This is a genomic window from Streptomyces sp. SID8352, assembly GCF_009862265.1.
Lineage (GTDB): Bacteria > Actinomycetota > Actinomycetes > Streptomycetales > Streptomycetaceae > Streptomyces.
Window position 1 is genome coordinate 33,614 of record NZ_WWGX01000071.1, and the last position, 22,942, is coordinate 56,555.

At 74.2% G+C, this 22,942-nt stretch carries 16 protein-coding genes and 1 pseudogene; 7 read left to right on the plus strand and 10 right to left on the minus strand.

Features of this window, described 5'->3' with window-relative positions; all coding sequences use genetic code 11:
* Positions 1-197: 197 nt before the first annotated feature.
* The 5 genes from GTY84_RS21495 to GTY84_RS21515 form a co-directional block, all read right to left on the minus strand.
* A complete protein-coding gene (locus GTY84_RS21495; protein WP_161227942.1) occupies positions 198-3,983 on the minus strand; it encodes a multifunctional oxoglutarate decarboxylase/oxoglutarate dehydrogenase thiamine pyrophosphate-binding subunit/dihydrolipoyllysine-residue succinyltransferase subunit in 3,786 nt (1,261 codons plus the stop codon).
* A 283-nt stretch (positions 3,984-4,266) separates the two neighbouring features.
* Positions 4,267-5,376 (minus strand): ATP-binding protein, encoded by a 1,110-nt coding sequence (locus tag GTY84_RS21500; RefSeq protein WP_161227943.1) that lies wholly within the window; start codon positions 5,374-5,376, stop codon positions 4,267-4,269.
* Positions 5,373-6,113, minus strand: a complete 741-nt coding sequence (locus GTY84_RS21505) for a response regulator transcription factor (RefSeq protein WP_161227944.1) — start codon at positions 6,111-6,113, stop codon at positions 5,373-5,375. The genes GTY84_RS21500 and GTY84_RS21505 overlap by 4 nt, the downstream gene beginning before the upstream one ends.
* A gap of 113 nt (positions 6,114-6,226) precedes the next feature.
* Entirely contained in the window at positions 6,227-6,919 is a 693-nt protein-coding gene (locus GTY84_RS21510; protein WP_161227945.1) for a spermidine synthase, read from the minus strand.
* A gap of 535 nt (positions 6,920-7,454) precedes the next feature.
* Entirely contained in the window at positions 7,455-8,189 is a 735-nt protein-coding gene (locus GTY84_RS21515) for a hypothetical protein (RefSeq protein ID WP_161227946.1), read from the minus strand.
* A gap of 348 nt (positions 8,190-8,537) precedes the next feature.
* Between GTY84_RS21515 and lon the strand changes: the two genes are divergently transcribed.
* Positions 8,538-10,961 carry an endopeptidase La gene (gene lon / locus GTY84_RS21520; RefSeq protein WP_161227947.1) on the plus strand — a complete coding sequence of 808 codons (2,424 nt, stop codon included), beginning with the start codon at positions 8,538-8,540 and terminating at the stop codon, positions 10,959-10,961.
* A gap of 72 nt (positions 10,962-11,033) precedes the next feature.
* Here the strand turns inward: lon and GTY84_RS21525 are convergent, their stop codons facing one another.
* The gene (locus tag GTY84_RS21525) at positions 11,034-11,864 is read right to left on the minus strand and encodes a lysozyme (protein WP_161227948.1); all 831 of its coding nucleotides are present in this window, start codon (positions 11,862-11,864) and stop codon (positions 11,034-11,036) included.
* 250 nt (positions 11,865-12,114) lie between these two features.
* Between GTY84_RS21525 and GTY84_RS21530 the strand changes: the two genes are divergently transcribed.
* Positions 12,115-12,609 (plus strand): MarR family transcriptional regulator, encoded by a 495-nt coding sequence (locus GTY84_RS21530; protein ID WP_161227949.1) that lies wholly within the window; start codon positions 12,115-12,117, stop codon positions 12,607-12,609.
* A 521-nt stretch (positions 12,610-13,130) separates the two neighbouring features.
* Here the strand turns inward: GTY84_RS21530 and GTY84_RS21535 are convergent.
* Entirely contained in the window at positions 13,131-13,922 is a 792-nt protein-coding gene (locus tag GTY84_RS21535; protein ID WP_161227950.1) for a protein phosphatase 2C domain-containing protein, read from the minus strand.
* A gap of 450 nt (positions 13,923-14,372) precedes the next feature.
* On the opposite strand from GTY84_RS21535, the gene GTY84_RS21540 reads away from it, so the two are divergent.
* From GTY84_RS21540 to GTY84_RS21560, 5 genes are all read left to right on the plus strand, one after another.
* On the plus strand, positions 14,373-18,023 hold the full coding sequence (locus GTY84_RS21540) for a nitrate- and nitrite sensing domain-containing protein (RefSeq protein ID WP_161227951.1): 3,651 nt from the start codon (positions 14,373-14,375) through the stop codon (positions 18,021-18,023).
* Complete coding sequence (locus GTY84_RS21545) at positions 18,020-18,523, plus strand: roadblock/LC7 domain-containing protein (protein WP_161227952.1); 504 nt, start codon at positions 18,020-18,022, stop codon at positions 18,521-18,523. Before GTY84_RS21540 ends, GTY84_RS21545 begins: the two co-directional genes overlap by 4 nt.
* On the plus strand, positions 18,520-18,942 hold the full coding sequence (locus tag GTY84_RS21550; protein ID WP_161227953.1) for a DUF742 domain-containing protein: 423 nt from the start codon (positions 18,520-18,522) through the stop codon (positions 18,940-18,942). Before GTY84_RS21545 ends, GTY84_RS21550 begins: the two co-directional genes overlap by 4 nt.
* Positions 18,923-19,576, plus strand: a complete 654-nt coding sequence (locus GTY84_RS21555) for an ATP/GTP-binding protein (protein ID WP_265292576.1) — start codon at positions 18,923-18,925, stop codon at positions 19,574-19,576. Before GTY84_RS21550 ends, GTY84_RS21555 begins: the two co-directional genes overlap by 20 nt.
* A gap of 101 nt (positions 19,577-19,677) precedes the next feature.
* Positions 19,678-20,958, plus strand: a complete 1,281-nt coding sequence (locus GTY84_RS21560; protein WP_161227955.1) for a styrene monooxygenase/indole monooxygenase family protein — start codon at positions 19,678-19,680, stop codon at positions 20,956-20,958.
* A gap of 216 nt (positions 20,959-21,174) precedes the next feature.
* Here GTY84_RS21560 and GTY84_RS21565 read toward each other — a convergent pair whose 3' ends face one another.
* The 3 genes and pseudogenes from GTY84_RS21565 to GTY84_RS21575 form a co-directional block, all read right to left on the minus strand.
* Entirely contained in the window at positions 21,175-22,299 is a 1,125-nt protein-coding gene (locus tag GTY84_RS21565) for a C40 family peptidase (RefSeq protein ID WP_161227956.1), read from the minus strand.
* A 103-nt stretch (positions 22,300-22,402) separates the two neighbouring features.
* Positions 22,403-22,702, minus strand: a complete 300-nt coding sequence (locus tag GTY84_RS21570; protein WP_161227957.1) for a hypothetical protein — start codon at positions 22,700-22,702, stop codon at positions 22,403-22,405.
* A 103-nt stretch (positions 22,703-22,805) separates the two neighbouring features.
* Positions 22,806-22,913 (minus strand): annotated as a pseudogene (locus GTY84_RS21575) (DUF3291 domain-containing protein); the annotation flags it as partial.
* Positions 22,914-22,942 lie beyond the last annotated feature (29 nt).

Genomic DNA, 22,942 nt, shown 5'->3' on the forward strand with positions numbered 1-22,942 from the left:
CACCGGGACCGAGCCGCGCCCACGCCCCGCCCACGCCCCGCCGGACCCGCGCCGCCCGCCCGCCGTACGCGGACCCGGCACAACGCGCGGACCCGGCCCCCGTCGCAACGGGAACCGGGTCTGCGTGGCTGTCGCACCGGACCCGTCACGGCCGCTCCGCCGCGGTGGCGGGCGGACCGGGACGGGCCCATCCGGGATCAGGCCTCGAACACCTCGCGCGCGAGCTGCTCCTGCTCCGCCTGGTGCCGCTTGGCGGAACCGACGGCGGGGGACGAGCTGCGCGGACGCGAGATGCGGCGCAGGCGCTCGCCGTGCGGGACGTCCGCGCCGACCGCCAGGTCGAGGTGGTCGATCAGGTTGAGCGCGATGAACGGCCAGGCACCCTGGTTCGCCGGCTCCTCCTGGGCCCACAGGTACTTCTCGGCGTTCGGGTACTTGGCGATCTCCGCCTGCAGCTCCGCACCCGGCAGCGGGTACAGGCGCTCGATGCGGATGATGGCCGTGTCCGTCACGCCGCGCTTCTTCCGCTCGGCGTCGAGGTCGTAGTAGACCTTGCCGGCGCAGAAGACGACCTTCCGCACCGCGGCCGGGTCGACCGAGGCGTCCCCGATGACCGGGCGGAACTGGCCCGTGGTGAACTCCTCCGCCTTCGACGCCGCGGCCTTGAGGCGCAGCATCGACTTCGGGGTGAAGACCACCAGCGGCTTGTGGTGCGGGTTGTGCACCTGCCACCGCAGGAGGTGGAAGTAGTTCGCCGGGGAGGTCGGCATGGCGACCGTCATGTTGTTCTGCGCGCAGAGCTGGAGGAAGCGCTCGACGCGGGCCGAGGAGTGGTCCGGGCCCTGGCCCTCGTAGCCGTGCGGCAGCAGCAGCACGACGCCGCTGGTCTGGTTCCACTTCTGCTCGGCCGCCGAGATGTACTCGTCCACGACCGTCTGCGCGCCGTTGACGAAGTCGCCGAACTGCGCCTCCCACATGACGAGCGCGTCGGGGCGGGCCAGCGAGTAGCCGTACTCGAAGCCCATCGCCGCGTACTCGGAGAGCAGGGAGTTGTAGACGTTCAGGCGGGCCTGGTCCTCGGACAGGTACAGCAGCGGCGTGTAGTCCTCGCCGGTGTTGCGGTCGATGATGACCGCGTGCCGCTGGCCGAAGGTGCCGCGCTGGGAGTCCTGGCCGGCGAGCCGGACCGGGGTGCCCTCCAGCAGCAGGGAGCCGATGGCGAGGGTCTCGCCCATGCCCCAGTCGATGGTGCCGTCCTCGACCATGGCCGCCCGGCGCTGGAGCTGCGGCAGCAGCCGCGGGTGCACGGTGACGTGGTCGGGGATGTTGACCTGGGACTCGGCGATCCGCTTGACGACCTCGCTGGACACCGCGGTGGAGACGGCGACCGGGAACTCGGCCTGCGGGTCGGAGGCGGGCACGGAGGACGGCTGCGCGGTGGCCTCGCGGACCTCCGTGAAGACCTTCTCCAGCTGCCCCTGGTAGTCCTGGAGCGCCTGCTCGGCCTCTTCCAGGGTGATGTCGCCGCGACCGATCAGGGACTCGGTGTAGAGCTTGCGCACCGAGCGCTTCTTGTCGATCAGGTCGTACATCAGCGGCTGGGTGAAGGCCGGGTTGTCGGACTCGTTGTGACCGCGGCGGCGGTAGCAGATGAGGTCGATCACCACGTCCTTGTTGAACGCCTGGCGGAACTCGAAGGCCAGCCGCGCGACGCGGACCACGGCCTCCGGGTCGTCGCCGTTCACGTGGAAGATCGGGGCCTCGATCATGCGGGCCACGTCCGTCGCGTACATGGAGGAGCGCGAGGACTCGGGGGCCGCGGTGAAGCCGACCTGGTTGTTGATGACGATGTGGACCGTGCCGCCGGTGCGGTAGCCGCGCAGCTGCGACATGTTCAGGGTCTCGGCCACCACGCCCTGGCCCGCGAAGGCCGCGTCGCCGTGGATCGCCACCGGCAGGACGGTGAAGTCCGTGCCGCCCTTGTTGATGATGTCCTGCTTGGCGCGGGAGACGCCCTCCAGGACCGGGTCCACCGCCTCCAGGTGGGAGGGGTTGGCGACCAGCGAGACCTTGATCTGCTCGCCGTCCAGGCCGGTGAAGGTCCCGTCGGCGCCCAGGTGGTACTTGACGTCGCCGGAGCCGTGCATCGACTTCGGGTCGAGGTTGCCCTCGAACTCGCGGAAGATCTGCGCGTACGACTTGCCGACGATGTTCGCCAGCACGTTCAGCCGGCCGCGGTGGGCCATGCCGACGACGACCTCGTCCAGGCGGGACTCGGCGGCCGAGTCCAGCACCGCGTCGAGCAGCGGGATGACGGACTCGCCGCCCTCCAGCGAGAACCGCTTCTGGCCGACGTACTTGGTCTGCAGGAAGGTCTCGAAGGCCTCCGCCGCGTTCAGCCGGCGCAGGATGCGGAGCTGCTCCTCGCGCTCCGGCTTGGAGTGCGGGCGCTCCACCCGGTCCTGGATCCACTTGCGCTGCTTGGGGTCCTGGATGTGCATGAACTCGATGCCGGTGGTGCGGCAGTACGAGTCGCGCAGCACGCCGAGGATGTCGCGCAGCTTCATCAGCGCCTTGCCGGCGAAGCCGCCGACCGCGAAGTCCCGCTCCAGGTCCCACAGGGTGAGGCCGTGCTCGTTGACGTCCAGGTCGGGGTGCTTGCGCTGCTGGTACTCCAGCGGGTCGGTGTCGGCCATGACGTGGCCGCGGACCCGGTAGGAGTGGATCAGCTCGAAGACGCGGGCGGCCTTGGTGACGTCGTCGTCGTGCGAGGCGTCGATGTCCTTGAGCCAGCGGACCGGCTCGTAGGGGATGCGCAGGGCCTCGAAGATCTCGTCGTAGAAGTCGTTCTCGCCGAGCAGCAGGTTGGCGACCTGGCGCAGGAACTCGCCGGAGGCGGCGCCCTGGATGACCCGGTGGTCGTAGGTCGACGTGAGCGTCATGACCTTGGAGATGCCGAGCTTGTTCAGGGTGTCCTGGCTGGTGCCCTGGAACTCCGCCGGGTAGTCCATGGCGCCGACGCCCATGATGACCGACTGGCCGGGCATCAGGCGGGGCACCGAGTGGACGGTGCCGAGGCCGCCGGGGTTGGTCAGGGAGACCGTGACGCCGGTGAAGTCGTCCATCGTCAGCTTGCCGTCGCGGGCGCGGCGGACGATGTCCTCGTAGGCCTGCCAGAACTCGAAGAAGTTCAGGGTCTCGGCCTTCTTGATCGCCGCGACGACGAGCTGGCGGTCGCCGTTGGGCTTGACCAGGTCGATGGCGAGGCCGAGGTTGATGTGCGGCGGCTTGACGAGGACGGGCTTGCCGTCCTTCTCGCCGAAGGAGTGGTTCATCGCCGGCATGGCCTTGATGGCCCGCACCATCGCGTAGCCGATCAGGTGCGTGAAGGAGATCTTCCCGCCCCGGGCCCGCTTGAGGTGGTTGTTGATGACGATGCGGTTGTCGAACAGCAGCTTCACCGGGACGGCGCGCACGGACGTGGCCGTGGGCAGCTCCAGGGACGCGTTCATGTTCTTGACGACCGCGGCGGCCGGGCCGCGCAGCGCCACCAGCTCGGGGCCCTCGGGGGCGCCCGCGGCGGGTTCGGCCTTCGGCGCGGCGGCCGGCTTGGCCGGGGCGGCCTTCGCCGGAGCGGCGGCCGGGGCCGGGGCGGCGGCGGGCTTCGCGGGCGCCGCGGCCTTGGCCGGGGCGGGCTGCGGAGGGGCGGCCGGGGCGGGTGCCTGGGCCTGCGGCGCGGGTGCGGCCGGCGGCGCGGAGGCGTCCGCCGGGGCGGCGCCCGACGCGGCCTGGGCGGCGGCCGCGCCCGGCTTGTAGTCGGCGAAGAAGTCCCACCAGGCCCGGTCCACGGAGTTCGGGTCCTGGAGGTACTGCTGATAGATCTCGTCGACGAGCCACTCGTTGGCACCGAACGCGGCTGCGGGGTTCTTGCCCGCTTGGTCGGTGTCGGTGGAGATGCTCGAGTTACTGGACTGTGGCGACACGGCGAGAACCGCCCTCTTCCGCTTCTTCACAAGATGGTGGACAGCGGGAATCAAGGCTACGCCTCCCGGGGCCGGAAGGTCAGACCGGGCGGTTCAACGTCGCGTAAGTCACACGACGGAGCGCGTTTCATCGCGGGAAATGGCGGGAAACAACCGGGGTTCCGTGTCTGGCGGGAATGCGAGAGCGGGACCCGGCGCGGCGTCGTCGCGGCTTCGCACCTGATCACACGTGTCCGCCAGCGGGGATGATCGTGGATCTTGGTCCTCCGCTTCGAACCCTACGTCAACTCATCAGGGAATTGTCCCCTGGAAGGGTGATGAGAATGCGGCATCCCCGCTCGGATTCGGCCACACCGATCCGGCCGCCGTGCAGCTCCACCGCCCAGCGCGCGATGGCCAGGCCCAGACCGGTGCCCCCGTCGCTGCCCGGACCGTGCGGCCGGGAGACCGCGCCCCGGTTGAACCGCTCGAAGACCCGGTGCCACTCGGAGCGCGGGATGCCGGGCCCCTCGTCCAGGACCTCCAGGGCCAGCGAGTGCGGATGGTCCCCGCGCCGGGCCCGCACCGTCACCCGTCCGTGCGGGGGGCTGTGCTTGACCGCGTTGTCGATCAGGTTGGCGACCACCTGGTGGATGCGCTCCGGGTCGGCGAGCGCGGTCAGGTCGCTGGGGAAGACGTCCAGGGCCAGGTGCACGTCGGTGCGGGTGTGGCTGCCGGAGCCGGAGCCTATGGCCGCGCGCGCCGAAGCGACCATGTTGGTCTCCTTCAGCACCCCCGACAGGTACGGCCACACCTCGAACCGGCGCTTGCGCAGCGGGACCACGCCGTTGTCCAGGCGGGACAGGTCGAGCAGGGTCTCCACCAGCCGGCCCAGCCGCTCCGTCTGCCGCAGGGCGGTGCGCATCGTCTCCTGGTCGGGCTCGGTGACCCCGTCCACGATGTTCTCCAGCACCGCCCGCAGCCCCGCGATGGGGGTGCGCAGCTCGTGCGAGACGTTCGCCACCAGCTCCTTGCGCTGGCGGTCCTGGGCCTCCAGGTCGTCCGCCATGCGGTTGATGGTGACGGCGAGATCGCCCAGCTCGTCGCGGCGGTTCTCGCGCACCCGGCGGGTGTAGTCGCCGTGCGAGATGGAGCGGGCCACGGCGTTCATCTCGTCCAGCGGCGCGGTCAGCGAGTGCGCCACGAACTGGGTGATCAGCAGGGTGGCGATCATCGAGAAGACGGTGATGAACCGCAGCTCGGTCTTGGTGTGCACGGCGATCACCGACAGACCGGTGGTGATCAGGACCGAGGTGACGACCAGCGCGCCCAGCTTGGTCTTGATGGAGAACGGCCGGACACCGCCCCACGGTTCCCCGGGGCTCCTCCGCGCGGCCTGCCGCTCCCGGCTCACGGCGCCGGTGTCTCCAGCGCGTAGCCCACGCCGTGCACCGTGCGGATGCGCTCGGCGCCGATCTTGCGGCGCAGCGCCTTGATGTGGCTGTCGACGGTCCGGGTGCCGGAGGCGTCCGCCCAGTCCCACACCTCGGCCAGCAACTGCTCGCGGGAGAGCACCGCGCGCGGGGTGTTGGCCAGGCAGACCAGCAGGTCGAACTCGGTGGGCGTGAGATGGACGTCCTCGCCCCGCACCCGCACCCGGCGCTGGGCGTGGTCGATCTCCAGCTCGCCCAGGCGCAGGATGCCGCTGCGGGGGGTGGTCGCGGCCAGCGCCGCCCGCTCCACCCGGCGCAGCAGGACGTGCACCCGCGCGGCCAGCTCCCGCATCGAGAACGGCTTGGTCATGTAGTCGTCGGCGCCGACGCCGAGCCCGACCAGCATGTCCGTCTCGTCGTCGCGCGCCGTCAGCATCAGCACCGGCACCGGGCGCTGCGCCTGGACCCGGCGGCAGACCTCCAGGCCGTCGAAGCCGGGCAGCATGATGTCGAGGATCAGCAGGTCGGGCTGCCACGCCTCGGCCGTGTCGACGGCGGACGGTCCGTCACCCGCCGTTTGCACCAGGAACCCCTCGGCGCGCAGGCGGTTCGCGATGGCGTCCACGATCGTCTGGTCGTCCTCGACCACCAGCACCCGGCGCTGTGCGCCCTGCGTGGCGCCCGCCGTGCCGCTGTGGGAGGTCTGTGTCTGGTCCATCGCCCGCCCCTGAGGTGTGCTTTCCGGAATCCGTGGGGTGATCCCATGACTGCGCCCGACGCCCGGAAGATCCGCGTCAGGGCAGCAGCGTACGGGGGATCGCCGCGGCTTTGCTATCCAGGCCCGACGCCGAGATGGACCACGTCGGGAACGCCCCGGGCAACCGGGATCTCTTCGGTACGCACCCGTTGGAACCCGGCATTGCGCAACGTCTCTTCAAAAATCGGAGAAGGTCGCGCGGACCAGACGGCGATCACCCCGCCGGGCCTCAACACCCTTGCGCATCCGGCGAGTCCGGCCGGTGTGTAGAGCCCGCCGTTGCTCTCGGTGACGGTCCAGTCGGGGCCGTTGTCGATGTCGAGGCAGAGCGCGTCGTAGGTGTCCGGCGTCTCGTTGACGTGGGTCACGAGATCGGCCCGGACGATCTCGGTGCGCGGGTCCGCCAGGGCCTGCGCGGAGAGTTGGGAAAGCGGCCCGTCAAGGTGCCAGTCGATGACGGCCGGTTCGCGTTCGACGACGGCGACGCGGCCCCAGCGCGGGTCGGCGGCGGCGTGTGCGAGCGAGAAGCCGACACCGAGCCCGCCGATCAGCAGATGCGGCGCGGGCCGTCCGTCGAGCGCCTCGGCCGCCGCGTCGACGAGCCGCCGTTCCGAGCGGCCGTCGGAGGTGTCCATGAGGAAGCAGCCGTTGGCGATGATCTGCAGCAGGTCGCCGTGGCGGCGCAGGACGACCTCGCCGTGGGGTCCCTCGCGGCGATCGAGGACCTGGGGGCGGTCGTGGGGATCGGGGGTGGTGATGGCGGGCATCGGTCCATCCTGACAGGCGCGCCCGCGCGGCGGGGGCGGTGGCCGGAAGTGGGGGCGCGAACCGGGAGCCGGGCGCCGCCGGGAGCGCGGTGGCGCTGCCCGGGGGCGGGTCCGGGCCCTCCCGGTCCGGCCGCCGCGGCCCGCCCGGCCCGTTCCCCGTCCTTTGCACCGGAAGATGTGCGGTTGCGTCGTGACCGGGCGTCGGGCCGCGGGACGAACGGCGGCGATGCCCCGCGTGGTCCGGTTCCGCGCGCAATGACACCGTGATTCCGGAGGGCGGGTGCCTGGTCTCGGGTCCGGAACCGCCGGGGGCGCGCCCGAGGCCGGTCCGGTGATTCCCGTCCGCCTCACGACGCCGTGCAGGCACTCCCGCCGCACCGGCCCCGGCCCCGAGCGCGTCCCGTGGGAAGGCCCGGGGCCGGCGCGCCGGGAGCACGCACCCGACGCCGCGCGGCCGCCCTGCGGGCCGGGCGACGACGGCCATTGTCGGACACCCGCCCGTCAGCCGCGTCAACAACGCTGCGGGTCGATACGTCTAGCGGGCGCTGACCCGGTCGGCGACCGAGAAGTCGGTTTCGCAGTCCGGGCAGGTCGCGTTCCCGAAGACATGGGTCAGCACGTGGGCGATCTCGTGTTGGCCGTCGGTGAGCGCGATGTCGTGGAGACGCGAGCCGATGCCTTCCAGGCTTGTGGGGCTCGCCGGGCGGAGCGGGCGGGTTTCGACGGTGCCGTCCGACAGGGCGTAGTCCTCGCCGGTGCAGAAGAACCCGTGTTCGCCGAGGACGATGAACAGGTCGGTTTCGCATTCGGGGCAGGAGATCTCGTACTCCTCATTCCCGATTCCCCAAGCCAGGTCCTCGCTCCATCCCGCGACGCCCTCGAAGGCGAGCATGGACTCCAGGAGGTGGATGTACTCGGTGCGGTCGGCCGCGGTCCGGAGGCGGCGGTTCACCGATGCCAGCAGGGTCGCGATCTCGGCCGGGTACCGAGTGCGGACATCACCCGCTCCGTGCGGCTGCCCGGCGCCCGCCATGATGGCCCCCGCCAGGCCCAGGGCGTTCACGGCCTGCCCCCGGTCCTCGTTCTCGGCCATGTCGGCCAGCCAGGGCAGCGCCGCGAAGCTGGCCGAGTAGACGCTGCCCTGATGGCAGAGCGCGGACCACAGTTCGTCCCAGGGACCCGATCCGCGCTCGGACGCGATGCGTGCCAGCAGGGCGGGTATGTCTTCGGCGGAGCCGTAGGCGTGGCTGAGTCGGGACCAGTCCGTCATGCCATGGATCCCATCATGCCGGTGGTCGCCGGAAGCGGGGGGCGGCCGCTCTCCGGCCCTTGGACCCGATCGTCCGAACCCGGTCGTCACCGAACGGCGTGGTGACGACCGCCGCCGTTCGGGGCGAGTGCGTGCCTCCGCCCGGCGGCACCGATGGCGAACCCGCCACGACTCACCGGTCCGGGCCGGCGACGGAGGACCGGGTGGGGCGTGAGGCCGCGAAGCGAGGGGTCCACGCCCCAGGACACCTCTGATCGCTCACAGCGAACGCGGCGCCGGGGCGGGAACAATGGACCGCCTCCACGCATTGAGCCGATGTAACTCAACTTGACTGTCAAAGGGGAGATCATGGCTGCTGAGTCCGACGCCTTCACACCGCTCGCCCTGCCGGTGCTGCCGCTCGACGACGAGGTCGTGCTGCCCGGGATGGTCGTCCCCCTGGACCTGAACGACGCCGAGGTGCGGGCCGCGGTGGAGGCCGCCCAGGCCGCCGCGGGCGGCGGCTCCGGCAAGCCCCGGCTCCTCCTCGTCCCCCGCGTCGACGGCGCCTACGCCGCGACCGGCGTCCTCGGCACCGTCGAGCAGGTCGGCAGGCTGGCGGACGGCGACCCCGGCGCCCTGATCCGCGGCCGCGGCCGGGTGCGCATCGGCGCCGGCACCACCGGGCCCGGCGCCGCGCTGTGGGTCGAGGGCACCCGGGCCGACGAGTCCCTGCCCGAGCCGCTGCCCGGCCAGGTCGCCGAGCTGGTCACGGAGTACAAGGCCCTCGTCACCGCCTGGCTGCGCAAGCGCGGCGCCTGGCAGGTCGTCGACCGGGTCCAGGCCATCGAGGACGTCTCCGCGCTCGCGGACAACTCCGGCTACTCGCCCTTCCTCACCACCGAGCAGAAGCTCGCCCTGCTGGAGACGGCCGACCCGGTCGCCCGGCTGCGGCTCGCCACCCAGCAGCTCCGCGACCACCTCGCCGAGCAGGACGTCGCCGAGACCATCGCCAAGGACGTCCAGGAGGGCGTCGACAAGCAGCAGCGCGAGTTCCTGCTGCGCCGCCAGCTCGACGCGGTGCGCAAGGAGCTGCGGGACCTCAACGGCGACGGGGAGGGCGAGGAGTCCGACGACCACCGGGCCCGCGTGGAGGCCGCCGACCTGCCCGCGCACGTCCGCGAGGCCGCGCTCAAGGAGGTCTCCAAGCTGGAGCGGTCCTCCGACCAGACGCCCGAGGGCTCCTGGATCCGCACCTGGCTGGACACCGTTCTGGAACTCCCCTGGAACGAGCGCACCGAGGACGCCTACGACATCCGGGGCGCCCGTGCCGTCCTGGACGCCGAGCACGCGGGCCTGGAGGACGTGAAGGAGCGGATCACCGAGTACCTGGCGGTGCGCAAGCGCCGCGGCGACCGGGGCCTGGGCGTCGTCGGCGGGCGCCGCGGCGGTGCCGTGCTCGCCCTGGTGGGCCCGCCCGGCGTCGGCAAGACCAGCCTCGGCGAGTCCGTCGCCCACGCCATGGGCCGGGCCTTCGTCCGGGTCGCCCTGGGCGGCGTCCGCGACGAGGCCGAGATCCGCGGCCACCGGCGCACCTACGTGGGCGCGCTGCCCGGCCGGATCGTACGGGCCGTCAAGGAGGCGGGGTCCATGAACCCGGTCGTCCTGCTCGACGAGATCGACAAGGTCGGCTCCGACTTCCGGGGCGACCCGGCCGCCGCCCTGCTGGAGGTCCTGGACCCGGCGCAGAACCACACCTTCCGCGACCACTACCTGGAGGTCGAACTCGACCTGTCCGACGTCGTCTTCCTGGCCACCGCCAACGTCCTGGAGGCCATCCCGGAGGCCCTGCTGGACCGGATGGAGCTGGTCCGGCTCGACGGCTACACCGAGGACGAGAAGGTCGTCATCGCCCGCGACCACCTGCTCCCGCGCCAGCTGGAGCGGGCCGGTCTCGGCGCCGACGAGGTCACCGTGGAGGAGGACGCGCTGCGGCGGCTGGCCGGCGAGTACACCCGCGAGGCGGGCGTGCGCACCCTGGAGCGGCACCTCGCCCGGCTGCTGCGCAAGGTGGCCGCCCAGCACGAGCTGGGCGAGGCGGAGCTGCCGCGCACGGTCACCGGCGCCGGGCTGCGGGAGCTGATCGGACGGCCGCACCACGTGCCCGAGTCCGCGCAGGACCCGGCGGAGCGGCGCACCTCGGTGCCGGGCGTGGCCACCGGCCTCGCGGTCACCGGGGCGGGCGGCGACGTGCTGTACGTCGAGGCCTCGCTGGCCGACCCGGAGACGGGCGCGGCGGGGCTGACGCTGACCGGGCAGCTCGGCGACGTGATGAAGGAGTCGGCGCGGATCGCCCTGGGCTACCTGCGCAGCCGCGGCGCCGAACTGGAGCTGCCGGTGGCCGACCTCAAGGACCGGGGCGTGCACATCCACTTCCCGGCGGGCGCGGTCCCCAAGGACGGCCCGAGCGCCGGCATCACCATGATCACCGCCCTGGCCTCGCTGCTCTCCGGCCGTCCGGTGCGCATGGACGTGGCGATGACCGGTGAGGTGTCGCTGACCGGACGGGTGCTGCCGATCGGCGGGGTCAAGCAGAAGCTGCTCGCGGCGCACCGGGCGGGCGTCACCACGGTGATCATCCCCAAGCGCAACGAGCCCGACCTGGACGACGTCCCGGCCCAGGTGCTGGCGGCACTGGAGGTCCACGCCGTCACCGATGTCCGCCAGGTGCTGGAACTGGCCCTGGCCCCGGCCGCCGGCGCCGGACGGCGGGAGGCTCCGCTGGCCGCGTGAGCCGCCCGCGCACGGGCCCGGGACCCCCTCCCGGGTTCCGGGCCCGTGCGCGCGGTGCGGAAGGGGGCGGGGTCAGCCGTTGGCCAGCGCCTGGACCCGGTCCAGGGCGCCGTTGAACCGGTTGTGATCGCCCACCGTCGGGCCGGAGGAGGTGTACTGCCACATGGTGTGGAAGTCCCACCCGGCGGGCAGCGTGCCCACCGCGTCCGCGTACCGGGCGATCCACAGCGGGTTGTTCACCGCGAAGCCGCCGTAGTTGCCGGTGCACTGGGTCCACCAGCTCGTGGCCGTGTAGATGACGGCGTCGCGGCCCGTGCGGGCCTTGTAGGTGTTCAGGAAGTCCGCGATCCAGGAGACCATCTGGCCCGCGGTCTTCCCGTAGCAGGTGTCCCCGTACGGGTTCCACTCGATGTCGAGCGCGCCCGGCAGCGTCCTGCCGTCCCGGGACCAGCCGCCGCCGTGGTCGACGAAGTAGCCGGCCTGGACGGCGCCGCTGGTGGTGTCCGGGGTGGCGAAGTGGTACGAGCCCCGGATCATGCCGACGCCGTAGGAGCCGTTGTACTGCTGGGCGAAGTAGGGGTTGGTGTAGTACGTCCCCTCGGTGGCCTTGGCGTAGGCCCACTTGACGCCGCCGGACCACAGGGTGGGCCAGTCGACGTCGCCCTGGTGGCTGGAGACGTCGACGCCCTCGGTCTGGACGGCGGCGTTCGCGGCGCGGCCGGAACCGCGCTGCTGCCCGTCGTGGGCGACGACGCCCATGCCGAGGTGGGCGCTGCCGCGGGCGGGGGTGTCGGCGGCGGACGCGGGGGAGGCCGACAGGGCCGGCAGCAGCCAGAAGGCGGCGAACAGGACGGCTGCCGCGGTCCGGCGGCGGTGGGGGGACCCGGATCTGGGCGCGAGCATGACGTGTCTCCGATGGCTCGGTGGTGCTCGGTGGGGGGTGTGGTGCGTGGGGGTGGGCACGACGGGCTCCGCCCGCATGGCGTGACCACGCCAGTCGTGTCCTGTCCATGACGCTACGCACGTAGAACGGGGGTGGGAAGGGAACGGGAAACCTCCGTTGGTCTAAGCCTGCGAAATACTTGTGGAGCTGCGGTGATGGGGGCCGTTGGCGGAAACTTTCAGGACCGGGAACTTCGAGACAGGGGCTGACGTGCGCGAAGACGGAAACGGCGGTGGTCACGGGGACGAACCGGCGGCGCCCGCGAGTGGTGTGAACCAGCCCGGATTCCTGGCGCTGGAGCGGGAACTGACGGTCCTGCTGCGCCGCGCCCGCGCCAGCCAGGGCGAGATGGCCCGGGAGGTCCACCCCGACCTCGAACCCTCCGCGTACGGGCTGCTCGTCCGGCTCGGCGAGTGCGGCGGGCAGCGGGCCACCGAACTCGCCGCCTACATCGGCGTGGGCAAGGCCACGATGTCCCGCCAGCTGCGGGCGCTGGAGGAACTGGGCCTCGTCGCGCGCGAGCCGGACCCCGGCGACGGGCGCGCCTGGCTGATCACCCTGACCCCGCGCGGCCAGGACCGGGTCGGCCGGGTCCGCGACGCCCGCCGGGCCCGCTACGCGCGCCGGCTGGCCGGATGGGACCCGCGCGAGGTGACCGAACTCGCCAGGCTGCTGCACGAGCTGAACCGGGGCACGGACAAGTAGCCGCGCGCCCGCGTCCGCTCACCCGGCCCGAGCCGGATCGGACCGGGCCGCGCCCCGGCCGGCCGCGGCTGGTCCACCCACCCCGCCCGCGCCGCGTTCCGGTCGGCCCCGGCCAGTGCCCGGCGATCGGCCCGCCCATCGGTCGGCCCGCGCCGGTCGCGTCCGTCCGGCCCGCCCGCGCCGGTCGCGTCCGTCGGCCCCTCCGCGCCGCTCGGTCCACTCGCCCGTGCGGGGTCCGTTCACCCCGCCCGCGCCGCGTTCCGGTCGGACCCGGCCGTGCCCACGGTCGGGTCCGGCCATCGGTCCGCCCGTGCCGCGTCCGCCCGTCCGGCCCGTCCGCGTCGTGACGGGGCCGCCCGCGCCGTGTCCGGCCCGCCCGGCCGTTGGCGGCTCCGGCCCCGGGCGGCTCCGGAGGCGTACCGTCCCGGCTCCGCGCCGTCCCGGCTCCGCGCCGTCCGGGGCCGTACTGTCCCGGGACCCCGGCGGCGCCGCGCGGGGGAGGGGGCGCGCCCGGCGCCGGGTCACAGTTCCGCGTGGACCACCGTCGCGTCGTCGTGTGTCTTGGAACGGCCCAGGAAGGCCCGGGACCGCGCCGCGTCGGACCGCTCCAGGTGCCGGACCCGCTCCACCAGGGCGCGGGCGCCCTCCTCGCGGATCACCGACAGGCAGTCCGCCCAGTCGCCCTCCCCGAACGTCTCCACCCAGCGCGTCGCCCCGTCCGTCAGCGCCGCCAGCGTCCGCACCGCCGCCCGGGGCAGCACCCCCGTCACCGCCCGCGCCGCCACCGCCGGATCGGCCGCCGCCGTGAAGAAGCCGCCCTCCTTGTTCCGCAGCCTCGCGTCCACCTCCGCCTCCGAGGCCAGCGCCGAGCGCGGCAGCCGCGCCAGCCGGTCGTCGAGCAGCGCCCTGACCCCGCCGTCCGGCCCCTCCACCAGCAGCGCCGAGTCGCAGAGCACCAGGTACTCCACCCAGGAATCGGACCAGCGGGCCAGGGCCACCGTCGCCTGCGGCGTGCGCGGGTGAGAAAGGTCACAGGTCTCCGCGTGGGCCGACGCGGTACGGGCGATGGCGCGGGCCAGCACCCCCGCCAGGGAGACGTCCGGGAGCGAGGCGGCCAGTTCGGTCAGCGCGCCGCCGAGACGCGCGGTGAACCACGGAACGGAATGCAGACAGCCCGTGGCACCCCGGGGCGGCGTCACCCCGTCCAGGACGACGAGCGCGCCACCCCGTCCGGACGCCGGTAGTCCGACGCTCGCGAAGTCCTCATTGGGGCGGTCGGGCCGGCCGGGTTCCGAGACGAGTTCCGTACGCATCCGGCCAGTCTGCACGAGCCCTTCACGTGACCCGCGAAAGCCCGCCAACTCTCACCAAAACGACGCGGCAGCCCTGTTCCGGTGCCGCTTTTGACGGGGAATACGGTGGTCCCGGAAGGCGCGGCGGCACATCCTCCCACCGCCCGTCGCGGACGTCCAACCGGCACGCCAGCGGTGCGGCCGACATGCGCCAGGGGAACTTGCCCCTCAACTCCCCTCCGGGGTTCACTCCTTCGGGTGGCGGGTCAGGTGATGCCCGCCCACCGCATACCGGCACTGGAATGGTCGGGAACCGGTGGGGGGTCTGCCCCGCTCACGCGGCCACCCCGCCCGACGCGCAGCCGACGGGGAGGGACGGCCGGGAGCTTGGGGGAGGGCGCACGCCGCCCGGCCAGTTTGACGGAGCGCCACCCGGGCCCACGGGTACACGAGTCAGGAATGCGAGCACCGGTGCAGAAGACGCGGCCTCGTCGCAGAGACAAGCAGACGGCCCCCGCGGAGAGCGCGGAGCGGACCCCCGGCACCTCCGCCCCGGGAACGCCCGCCACCCCACCGGCCCCCCCGGCGCCCGCCGTCGGCAAGGGCAGGCCCACGCACGTCCGCAACCGCCTCATCGTCGCCGTGGCGGTCGTCGCCGCCGCCGTCGCCGGGGCCGGGGCGCCCTCGATCGTCGCCGCCTCCGGGCAGCTCCACGACACCCAGGAACTCGTGACCCTGGCCGGCCGCACCCAGGACGCGCTGACGCTCGCCCACTCCCTCGCGGACGAGCGGGACGAGGTGACCCCCTACATCGCCGCCGGGCGCCCGCGGTCCAAGGCGCCCTCCGAGCAGCGCGGCGCCCGGGTCGACCGCCAGGTGGAGGAGATGCGGGCCGATCCCGCCACCCCCGCCGCCCTGCGCGAGGACCTGGAGGCCATCGCGACGCTGCGGAGAGCGGCGCTCACCGGCAAGAGCACCGCTCTCGAAGCGCACGAGGAGTACACCCGCACCATCACCGAGCTGCACTCCCTGGCGACGGAGCTGGCCGAGCGGATGCCGCCCCGCGCGGGCTCCGGCGCCCAGGCCCTGGCCGAGCTCGACACCGCGGTCCAGCAGGCCGCCGCCACCCGAGGTCTGCTGCTCGCCGCCCTCGGCGTGCCCAGCAGCACCCAGACCGTCATCGACCCCCTCACCGGGCTGCCCACCGAGACCACGGTCACCTCCGACGCCGACGCCGAGCGCCGCGACGCCCTCACCACCGCCGCCCAGCAGGCCCGGGTGCGCTCCGACGCCTCCCTCACCGCCTTCCGCGAGGGCGCGCCCAGGGAGAGCCGCGACCGCTACGACGCCGCCGTCACCGGGCCCGAGGTCAACTCGGCCGAGAAGTACCTGGCCGGGCTCACCGACCGGCCCGTCCTCTCCGACGAGGAGCTGCGCACCTCCGTCAAGCGGCTGGACGCCGCCCTGTCGGCCCGGATCGACGCGATGCGCGGCGCCGAGTCCGCCCTCTACGAGAAGCGCACCGCCGGCCTGGAGCAACTGCGCGACGACGACGTGACCGGGCTGGAGCTGCGGATCGCGGCCCTCGGCGCCCTGATCCTGCTCGCCCTCGGCGTCGCCACGGCCATGGCCCGCACCCTCACCCGCCCGCTGTCGGTGCTGCGCCGGGGCTCCGCCCGGCTGGCCGCCGCCGAGCAGCCCGCGACCGAGCAGCCCATCGCCTTCACCGGCCGCAACGACGAGTTCGCCCAGGTCGTCCGCTCCGTCAACGCCCTGCACGCGCACGCCGCCACGCTGGCCGAACGGGTCGTCACCCTGGAGTCCGACCGCAAGCACCTGGTCGGCCAGCGCCAGCGGATGGCCGACGCCCGCGAGGAGCTCCGTTCCGAACTGGCCGAATCCACCGCCCGGCTGGAGACGGTGCGCAAGAGCATCGGCGGCACCTTCGTCAACCTCGCCCTGCGCACCCTCGGACTGGTGGAGCGTCAGCTCGCCGTCATCGAGAGCCTGGAGCAGCGCGAGCAGGACCCGGACCGCCTGTCCACCCTGTTCAAGCTGGACCACTTCGCCACCGTCATGCGGCGGCACAGCGAGAACCTCCTCGTGCTGGCCGGCACCGAGCACATCCAGCACAGCTCCGGGCCGGTGCCGCTGGTCGACGTCGTACGGGCCGCGGTCAGCGAGATCGAGCGGTACGAGCGGGTCCGTATCGCCGCGCTGCCGCCGCGCGCGCACGTGGCCGGGTTCGCCGCGGACGACCTCTCCCACCTGCTCGCCGAGCTGATGGAGAACGCCACCTCGTTCTCGCCGCCGGACCTGCCCGCCGAGATCTCCGGCTGGCTGCTGGAGAGCGGCGAGGTGATGCTCTCCGTCCAGGACGAGGGCATCGGCATGACCGCCGAGCGGCTGGAGCGGCTCAACGCCCGCCTCACCGACTTCGACCCCGAGGCGCCCTACGAGCAGGACGAGGAGGACGGGCTCGGGCTCGGCCTCTACGTCGTCGCCCGCCTCGCCCACCGGCACGGGGTGCGGGTGCGGCTGCGGGAGCAGAAGCAGGGCGGGATCGCCGCCGTCGTGGTCCTGCCGACCACGCTGCTCGCGGCGGAGCCGCCGGCCGCGGTCGCGCCGTCCGCCGCCGCCCCGGGGGCCGAGGAGCCGGGCACGGTCTCGCTGCCGGGCGCCGATTCGGAGGCCGACTCCAACGCCCTGCCCGAACGCGCCCCCCGGGGCTCGGCGAAGACGCCCACCGTCCCGGCGGCACGGAGCGCGGAGCCGGACACCGCGACGGAGGCCGCCACGGACACCGCGACGGAGGGCGCCCGGATCCCGGCGAGGGATGAGGCGGACGCCCCGGCCCGGGACGAGGCGGGCGGGGACACCCCGACGCCGGACGTGCCCGGCAGGGATGCCCCGACGCCGGACGCCCCGAACCCGGTGGCCTCGAACGCGGACGCCCCCGGCGCCCCCGCCCCCGACGCGGATGCCCCGGCCCCGGACACCTCCGGCACGGGCGCCCCGGACCTGGACGTCCCGAACCCGAACGTGCCCGGCTCGGATGCCCCGGGCCCGGACGTCCCCGGCTCGGATGCCTCGGGCCCGGACGTCCCCGGTTCGGACGCCGCCGCGTCCGAGCGGCAGGGTGCCTCCTCGCCGGGCGAGGACACCGAGGGGTCGGCCCCGCCCGCCGCCCCGGGACCGTCCGACGCCGTGTCCTCCGTCCCGGCTCCCGACCCCGGGCCCGACACCGTTCCGGCCGGGGACCCGGCCGCCCCCGGAACCGAGGGCGCCGAGACCACCGCCACCTCCGAGACCTCCGGCGGGACCCGGCCCGGCGCCGGAGCCACGGCGGTCCCGGACACCGCGACCGTGGACGGGGCCCCGGACTCCCCGGAGCCCGCCCCGCCCGCGGAGGCCCCGCGCACCCCGGCGGCTCCGAAGGACTCCGCCTCCGCCGACCCCTCCGCGGCCCCCGGCAGCCCCCTCGCGGACCGTGCGCCCGCCGCCGGGGAGGCCCCCGGGACCCCGCAGCCCGGGATCCCGTGGACCTCCGCGACCGGAACCGTCCCGCAGGCCCCCGCCGACCCGGCCGCTCCGGAGACCCCCGAGTCCTCGGCGGCCCCCCGCACCCCCGCGCCCCGCTCCGGAAGCGCCCCCGACGGAGACACCCCCGACGAAGACGCCCCCGACAGGGACGGCCCCGCCGCGGCCGCCGCCCCGGTCGCCCGCGGCCGCCGGGAACTGCCCGACGACACCACCATGGCGCTCCTGCTCCCCGCACAGGCGCAGGCCCCCGCCGACGACCCCTACGCCATCGGCCCCGACGCCCATGAGCGCACCCCCGACGAGGCCACCGACCAGCAGGCCGAGCCCGTCACCGAGAAGGGACTGCCCAAGCGGACCCCGAAGCTCACCACTCCCACGCCGGCCGAGCGGCCGCGCACGGGTTCCGTCGACGCCGAGGCGCTGCGACGCCGCCTGGGAGGTTTCCGCCGGGGGGCGGAGGCCGGGCGGCGCGATGTCGAGGCGGAGATCGCCGACCGGACGGCCGGGCACCGGTCCCCGGCGGCAGCAGGGACGACCGAGGAAGCCACGGGGGGCACCGTCGAGGAGGCAAGCAGTTGACCGCGCCCAGTACGCTCCGACCGAGCAGTGAAGCCCGCAACCTGCACTGGCTGTTGACGAATCTGGTCGAGGAGGTCCCCGGCATCCGGTCCGTCGCCGTGGTCTCGTCGGACGGCCTGCTGCTCCTCTCCTCCGACCCCGGCCGCCACGACGAGGCCCGCAGGAACCACGACGACGCCCCCGCCGGGCCCCGGGGCCACGCCGCCGACCTGGCCACCGTCGTCTCCGGCGTGGGCAGCCTCACCGTCGGCGCCGCCAAGCTGCTGGAGTTCGGCGGCGTCAAGCACACCATGGTCGCCATGGAGGAGGGCAGCCTCTTCGTGATGTCGATCAGCGACGGCTCGCTGCTCGGCGTGCACGGCTCGGCCGACTGCGACATGAGCGTGGTGGCGTACCACATGGCCCTGTTCGTCGGCCGCGCGGGACACGTGCTGACCCCCGAACTCCGCAGCGAACTGCGCAGGTCGCTGGAGGGCGAGCCGGCCGGGAGCGCGCGATGACCGACCCTGCCGCCGCGAACCGCGGCGACCTGCCGGTGCGCGGCGCCGACCGCAAGCCCGCCCGGGTGCGCCCCTACTCGCTCACCAGCGGACGCACCCGCTTCGGCCACGTCCTGCTGGTGGAGACCTTCGTCGGCGCCACCGCGATCGAGGCCGCCGGGGAGCGCCGCGAACTGGCCGGTCCGGCCTCCCGGGTGATGCCCGAGATGCGGGCCATCGTCGAACTCTGCCGCCGGATGCGTACGGTGGCCGAGATCTCCGCCCTGCTGAGGATGCCGCTCGGCGTCGTCCGCGTGCTGCTCAGCGACCTGGCGGACCAGGGAAGGATCCGTGTCTACGGCACCGGGACCGGCCATGGCACGGGCCGCCCGGACCGTGTTCTGCTCGAAAGGGTGCTCAGTGGGCTCCGCCGTCTCTGACTCCGCCGTCTCCGCCGCCGTCGGCGGCGCTCCGCTCGCCGGGACCGACGACGGACCGCTGCTGCCGTGGCAGACCGACCGCACCCGCGCCCCCGTCGCCACCAAGATCGTGGTGGCCGGCGGCTTCGGCGTGGGCAAGACCACCCTGGTCACCACCGTCTCGGAGATCACGCCCCTGCAGACCGAGGCGCTGATGACCGAGGCCAGCGCCGAGACCGACGACCTCAGCGCCACCCCGGGCAAGCTCACCACCACCGTGGCCATGGACTTCGGCCGCATCACCCTCGACGACAGCCTGGTCCTCCACCTGTTCGGCACCCCCGGCCAGCAGCGCTTCTGGTTCATGTGGGACGACCTGGTGCGCGGCGCGATCGGCGCCGTCGTGCTGGCCGACACCCGCCGTCTGAAGGACTGCTTCCCGGCGCTGGACTACTTCGAGAGCTGCCGGCTGCCGTACATCGTCGCCGTCAACCACTTCGACGGCAGTGAGCTGTTCGACGCGGCGGACGTGCGCGAGGCGCTGTCGGTCCCCCCGCACATACCCGTCGTGATCATGGACGCGCGCGACCGGGTCTCCGTCGTCGGGACGCTGCTGTCCCTCGTGGGCCACGCGCTCGACGAGACCCCCGAGTAGACCGGCCCCCGGACACCCGGGGACCCCGAGCACCCGGACCCCCGCCGGAACCGGCCGGCCGCGCCCCAGCAGACGCAACCCGAGTAGGAGTCGAACGCCGCATGCGGAAGATACTCGTCGTCGGAGCCGGGCAGTCCGGCCTGCAACTGGCCCTGGGCCTACAGTCCCACGGCTACGAGGTCACCCTGATGTCCAACCGGACCGCGGACGAGATCCGCACCGGCCGGGTCATGTCGACGCAGTGCATGTTCCCGACCGCCCTCCAGCACGAGCGCGACCTCGGGCTGAACTTCTGGGAGTCCCAGGCGCCGAGGATCGAGGGGCTCGGCGTCTCGGTGGCCGTACCCGGCTCCCACGACCCCGGCCCCACCCGCCGGGCGGTCGACTGGCTCGGGCGGCTGCGGGGCTTCGCCCAGTCCGTCGACCAGCGGGTGAAGATGGCCGGCTGGATGGAGACCTTCGCCCAGCGCGGCGGCCAACTGGTCATCCACGGCGCCGCGGTGGGCGACCTCGACTACTTCTCCCGCGCCTACGACCTCGTCCTGGTCGCCGCGGGCAAGGGCGAACTGGTGGGGATGTTCGGCCGGGACGCCTCCCGGTCCCCGTACGCCGAGCCGCAGCGGGCGCTGGCGGTGGCGTACGTCCACGGGCTGGGCCCGCGCCCCGAGCACCCGGACACCGAGGCCGTCCGCTGCAACCTGGTGCCCGGCGTCGGCGAGATGTTCGTCATGCCGACCCTCACCACCTCCGGCCGCGCCGACATCCTCTTCTGGGAGGGCATACCCGGCGGCCCCCTCGACGTCTTCCGGGGCGTCAAGGACCCGGCGGAGCACCTCTCCCTCACCCTCGACCTGATGAGGACCTTCCTGCCCTGGGAGTACGCGCGGGCCACCGGGGTCGAGCTGACCGACGCGGGCGCCACCCTCGCCGGGCGCTACGCCCCCACCGTCCGCCACCCCGTCGGACGGCTGCCCGGCGGAGGGCTCGTCCTCGGCGTCGCGGACGTCGTCGTCGCCAACGACCCGGTCACCGGCCAGGGCTCCAACTCGGCCGCCAAGTGCGCCGCCGGCTACCTCGCCTCCATCGTCGAGCACGGCGACCGGCCCTTCGACGAGGAGTGGATGCTGCGGACCTTCGACCGCTACTGGGACACCGCCCGGCACGTCACCAAGTGGACCAACGCCATGCTCGCCCCGCCGCCCGGACACGTCCTGGACCTCGTGGGCGCCGCCGGGCAGCTCCAGCCCGCCGCCGACCGCTTCGCCAACGGCTTCGACGACCCCTCCGACTTCGAGGACTTCTTCTACGACCCCGAACTGACCGGCTCCTACCTGGCTGAGCTGGGCGCCACGCCCCCGGCCGCCCCGGCGGAGGCCCCCTGAGGCCCGCCCGCCCCTTCCCGTCCGCCGCACGGCGCCGAGCACGCACTCCCGCCGCGCCGGCCCCGGCCCCGAGGAGGTCGCGTACGAAGGCCCGGGGCCGGCGCGGGGGAGCGCACGCCCGACGCCGCGCGGCGGCGCTGAGGGCGACGACGGCAGGGGCCGGTCAGGCCCCGGGCCGGCGGCCCGGGGCACCCGGCGCCCGCCCGCCCCCCGGGGCTACCCGGCGAACCCCGCGTCGGACCCGGCCGTCGCCCCCGCCGGCAGTGACGGCGGCGTGTACCGGCGCAGCGGCACGCCCTCCGGATCGGGGCGCACGGCGCCGAGGACCGGGTTGGCGGCGACCGGGGAGACCTTGACCCGGGCCCCGGGGCGCGGCGCCTGCACGACCAGGCCGCCGCCGAGGTAGAGCGCCACATGGGTCGCCTCGGGGAAGTAGACGACCAGATCGCCGGGGCGCAGCGCGGACATCGGGACCCGGCGCAGCCGCGCCCACTGCTGCTGGCTGGTGCGCGGGATCGCCCGGCCCGCCCGCCGCCAGGCCGCCGAGGTCAGCCCCGAGCAGTCGTAGGAGGACGGGCCCTGCGCACCCCAGACGTAGGGCTTGCCGAGCTGCCGCACCGCGAACCGCACCGCGCTGCGGCCCGCCTCCGACGGCTTCCCGTCGTCGCCGAGCGCGCCGGACGCCAGCAGCCGCTCCTGCGCCAGGGCGGTGCCCGAGCGCTCCAGCGCGGCCACCCCGGCCCGCTGCTCCGGGGTGAGCGCGGCCAGCAGCCGCTCCACGTCGGCGAGCCCGCGCCGGACCTCGTCGCGCTGCCGCCGCTGCTCGGCGGCCAGGGCGAGCTGGGCACCGAGAGCGGTGCGGGCGCGCCGGGCCAGGGCCTCGGTCCGCCGCTCGTCCCGGGCCAGGCGGCCCACCACCCCGGCCCGCTCCCGGGCCAGCCGGGTGAGCACATGGCCCTGTTCGAGGGCGCCCTGCGGATCGCGGGCCAGCAGCAGCCGGAGGTAGAGGGAGAGGGCGCCGCCGTCCCGGTACTGCTGGCGGGCCAGCGATCCGGCGGCGGCCCGGCTGTCGCCGAGGGAGGTCCGGGCCCGCGCCAGCTCGGTGTCCAGCCGCTTGACCTCGGCGCGCCGGGCGCCGAGCCGCTCGGCGGTGCCGTTGTAGGTCTCGGTGGCCTTCTCGGCCTCCCGGTAGAGCCGCTGGAGGTCCGTCAGCAGTTCGGCCGGGGTCCGGCCGCCGGCCGCGCCGCCCGGCCCCGGGGCGGCCCCGGCGGGCAGCGGGGCGAGGACGAGACCGGCCGTCAACGCCGCCGTGCACACCAGACGCGGGAACCTTCCTGACACACCATCACCTCCGCTGCGGGGCGGGCCCTCCGCTCCGCACGGTGAATATCGGGCGACGGCGCCCGGTCCGCGCGCCGGATGTGCGCGGTTCGGCGCAACGGAGTCACCCGTGGGCGTCGTCCGGCTCGCCGTCCGGCGTGGCGTGCGGCCGGGACCAGGGCCAGCGCACCCGGGGGCCCCGGTCGCCCCCGGGGTCGTAGGCGTACTTCCAGCGGGCGAACCCGGCCCGGGGGCGTTCGGAGCGGGGGACGCGCCGGTAGACCAGCACGGTGGGCGGACCGCCGCCGGGGGCGGGGACGGGGATGCGGTAGGTCTTCGGGGGGTGGCCGGTCATGCCGACCAGCACGGGCAGCACCCGGCCGTCCATGGGACCGCCCTCGAAGGGGGTGTCTTCGCTCTTCACCGGATCAGTGTCGGACATCCGCCGGCCGGACCCCGAGGGGCGCGGCGGTCCGCGGGTCGTGCCGGGCGGTGACCGCCGGCGCCGCGAGGAACCGCTCCACCGGGTTCACCGGGTCGAGCGCGTCGACGAAGTCCTTGCGCAGGGGCGAGTCCAGCGAGGCCCGGAGGCGGGCGATGCCGACCCGGGCGGGACGGTGTCCGGAGGTGTCCATGCGCCGGATGCCGGATCCCGCCCCAACCA